A 3490-nucleotide genomic window follows, 5' to 3' on the forward strand; every position below is an offset into this window, starting at 1 on the left:
CCTCTCCCGCCGCGAAGATGCGGCGACCTCTCCCCGGAGGGGAGAGGTAAGAAAGATCAGGTCTTCTTGATGCCCTGGAAGGTCCGGCTATACGGCGGCTGCTTCAGGTAAGTCGCGGGATCGTATTTCCAGAACTGCGAGACATTCGGATAGGTCTCGATCGGCACGTTCCAGAACTTGCCATCGGCGCGCTTGACGACCTTGCGGATATAGACGTCGTAGATCGGGTTGCCGTAGTCATCGAACTTGACGACCTTGCCAAGCGGTGAGTTGTCCAGCTCCGTCTTCAGCACCGTATCGATGAAGGTCTCGCGATCCTCCACCTTGCCGCCGATCTTCTTCAGCGCCGCATCGATCCACATCATGCCGGAATACATGGAGAAACCGTAGAGCGACGGGATCTTGCCGTATTTGGCCTCATAGTCCTTCTCGAACTTCGCCGTGGTCGGCACATCCGAACCTTCGGCGAAATGCGCGGCCGCAACGATGCCTTCGCATTCCGGGCCCATGGTGCGGATCACCGACTGGTCGGTGCCGTTCATGGCCATCAGCAGCGGCGTCTTCTCCTTCAGGCCGAAGGACGCATATTGCTGGATGAGACGGGTCGAGTCGGCGCCGGTCTCCATGGCGAAGATGGCATCGACCTTGAGATCGGCGAGCTGGCCGAGATAGGGGCTGAAATCCGCGGTGTTCAGCGGATGCCAGAACTGCTGCACGATGGTGCCGCCGCCTTCGGTGAACACCTGGGCCAAGCCGCCGCATTGTTCATGGCCGAACGTATAATCCTGGCTGATGGTGGCAATGCGCTTGTAGCCCTGCTTCAGGCACCAGTCGCCGAACGGATGGGTGAAGGCCGAGGCCGTGTAGCCGGCGACGCGGATCACGTTCTTGATGCGCGCCCGCTGGGTGAGATCGTCGGCGGCGATGATCGGGATGAAGTAAGGCGTGCCAGTGCCCTTCACATAATTGGCGACGGCAAGGCCGGTATTGGCGAGCAGATTGCCGATCAGCATGTGGCAATTGCCCTGCTCCACCAGGCGGCGGGCCTTCTGCAGCGCGGTGTCCGGATTCGACGCGTCGTCCTCGATCACCAGTTCGACCTTGCGGCCGCCCATCTCGTTCTTCACCTGCTCGAGATAGAACTGCACGCCCTCGACCATTTCCTTGCCGCCGGAGGCAACGACGCCGGTCAGTGGCGCGAGCAGACCGATCTTGATCGGCGTCGCTTGTGCCTGCGCGGCGCGCCACGGCGCTGCGCCCACACCCGCTGCGGCAACCGCGGCGGTCGAAGTCTTGAGAAACTGTCTGCGATCCATCTCGAAGCCCTTTCGTGGAAAATCCGTTTGAAACACAAGCGCGATTAGGGAGACTTTCTAGAACCCGTGGTCTTGCGCGACATGATCGCGCGCAGCTTTCCGATGATGCCCTCGGGGGCGAAGATCATGATCAGGACAAAGGTGATGCCGAGCACCATCAGCCAGCGTTCGGTGTAGGAGCTGACGATGTTTTCCAGAACGATGATGGCTGCGGCGCCGACAAAGGCGCCGAACAACGTGCCGACACCGCCGGCGATCATCATCAGCACGCCTTCGACGGATTGCGCGAGGGCGACCGTGGAGGGGCTGACGAAGTTGTTGAACATCGCATAGAGCGCACCGGCGATGCCGGCGAAGACGCCGGACACCGTGAAGCCGATGAAGAGATGCAGCGGCACGTTGTAGCCGAGGCTGCGCATGCGGCTTTCGCTGTCGCGGATGCCGCGCAGGGTCAGGCCGAAGGGCGAGCGGACGAACCGCCACATGGCGTAGGACACGACGGCGGCACAGGCGAGCACGGCCCAATAGAATGCGCTCTGCCCGACCAGAATGGCGGGACGCACATCGCCACGCATGCCATTCTCGCCACCGGTCACATTTGTCCAGCGCAGACAGACGCCCCAGATGATCATGCCGAGTGCGAGGGTCAACAGCAGGAAATAGACGCCGGAGGTCCGCACCGCGAGTAGCGCAAACACTGACGCGACGACAGTGGCAGCGGCAACGCCGAGCAGCAGAGCAATCCACGGCGACATCTCGGCCTGGCCGGTGAAATAGACCACCACATAGGTGGAGACGCCGAAGATGGCGCCATGGCCGAGCGAGGTGCGTCCGGCGAAGCCTGCGAGAATGTCGATGGACATCGCGAGAATGCCGAAAATCAGGATCTCGGTGGCGAGCCCGACCTGATAGCTCGACAGCCCGAGCGGCAGCAGCGCGGCAACAATGACGACAGCCGCGGCGATGACGAGGCCGCGCCCGGTCATGCCTGCGATACGGGATGGCGATGCAGGCTGTGTCATGTGGCACGTCCGAACAGACCGAGCGGACGGAATGCCAGCAGCACCGCCATCGGGCCAAAAATCACGAAGTAAGCGAGTTCGGGAAACATCACCTGCCCCAGCGTATTCAGGAGGCCGACCAGCAGGCTACCGACGGCGACGCCAACCAGGCTGCCGCGCCCGCCGATGATCACCACCGCGAGGCTGAAGGTCAGGATTTCAGCGTCGGCCGATGGATAGAGCGACAGGAACGCGCCGCCCATCAGGCCACCGAGACCGGCCAGGGCCGAGCCGAACAGGAAGGTGAACAGGAAGACGCGGCGGATATTGACGCCGGAGGCTTCCACCATCTCGGCATCATCGACACCGGCGCGGATCAGCGCGCCCAACCGTGTGTGGTTGAGCAGCACCCACAGGCCGATGAAGACGAGGATGCCCATCACCAGCACGAACAGGCGATATTTCGGATAGAAGGTGCCGAACACGCGCATGCCGCCGCGCAGCACTTCCGGGATCGGGACCGTAAAGCTGTCGCCGCCCCAGATCACCAGCGCAAGGTCATTCAGAAAGAAGGCGACGCCGAGGGTGAGCAATACCTGCCGCAGTTCGTTGCCGCGCACGAAGCGCAGCAGGCCCTGATCGAGCACGAAGCCGATGGCAGCAATCGCCGCCATGGCGCCGACGCCGCCGAGCACGAAACTGCCTGTCTTCACCGCAATGCTGTAGCCGATATAGCCGCCGAACAGATACAGCGCGCCGTGCGCAAGATTGACGATGCGCAAGAGACCGAAGATCAGCGTGAAGCCGCTCGCCACCACGAACAGCAGCGCTGCGAAAGTCAGGCCGTTGAGGATTTGAAAGAGACTCATGCCTTGTGACTTTGCTTGCGTCCTAGATTTGCCGACATCGGAACATCTCCGTCGTCATCGCGAGGAGCCCTCGCGACGAAGCAATCCAGCCCTTGCTTTTGGCTTGCTGGATTGCTTCGTCGCTTCGCTCCTCGCAATGACGGACTTCCCATCTTGTTTCAACTCGCCGGCGCTTCCGGCCCGACGTCGAGATACCAATCGTGAATCTGCTCGCCGGTCACGAAGGCCACGTCCGGCTTCTTCGCGATGGTCTCGAAGATGCGGCGGAAATGCTTCAGGCGATGCGGCGCGCCCATGATGTAGG

At 62.0% G+C, this 3490-nt stretch carries 3 protein-coding genes; all 3 read right to left on the bottom strand.

The window, feature by feature from the left end:
- Positions 1-56: 56 nt before the first annotated feature.
- Genes ACIQ2A_RS25685 through ACIQ2A_RS25695 form a run of 3 tightly spaced genes read right to left on the bottom strand, consistent with a single transcriptional unit; the run spans position 57 to position 3186 of the window.
- Entirely contained in the window at positions 57-1316 is a 1260-nt protein-coding gene (locus ACIQ2A_RS25685) for an ABC transporter substrate-binding protein (protein ID WP_398484866.1), read from the bottom strand.
- Positions 1317-1360: 44 nt separating this feature from the next.
- Positions 1361-2338, bottom strand: a complete 978-nt coding sequence (locus ACIQ2A_RS25690) for a branched-chain amino acid ABC transporter permease (protein ID WP_398484868.1) — start codon at positions 2336-2338, stop codon at positions 1361-1363.
- Positions 2335-3186 (bottom strand): branched-chain amino acid ABC transporter permease, encoded by an 852-nt coding sequence (locus ACIQ2A_RS25695; protein WP_398484870.1) that lies wholly within the window; start codon positions 3184-3186, stop codon positions 2335-2337. The genes ACIQ2A_RS25690 and ACIQ2A_RS25695 overlap by 4 nt, the downstream gene beginning before the upstream one ends.
- Positions 3187-3490: the final 304 nt, after the last annotated feature.

Source organism: Tardiphaga sp., from assembly GCF_044336785.1.
GTDB lineage: Bacteria > Pseudomonadota > Alphaproteobacteria > Rhizobiales > Xanthobacteraceae > Tardiphaga.

Excerpts from the sequence above, each read along its gene's own strand:
- ACIQ2A_RS25685 (WP_398484866.1), bottom strand. The coding sequence starts at position 1,316 with ATGGATCGCAGACAGTTTCTCAAGACTTCGACCGCCGCGGTTGCCGCA.
- ACIQ2A_RS25690 (WP_398484868.1), bottom strand. The coding sequence starts at position 2,338 with ATGACACAGCCTGCATCGCCATCCCGTATCGCAGGCATGACCGGGCGC.
- ACIQ2A_RS25695 (WP_398484870.1), bottom strand. The coding sequence starts at position 3,186 with ATGAGTCTCTTTCAAATCCTCAACGGCCTGACTTTCGCAGCGCTGCTG.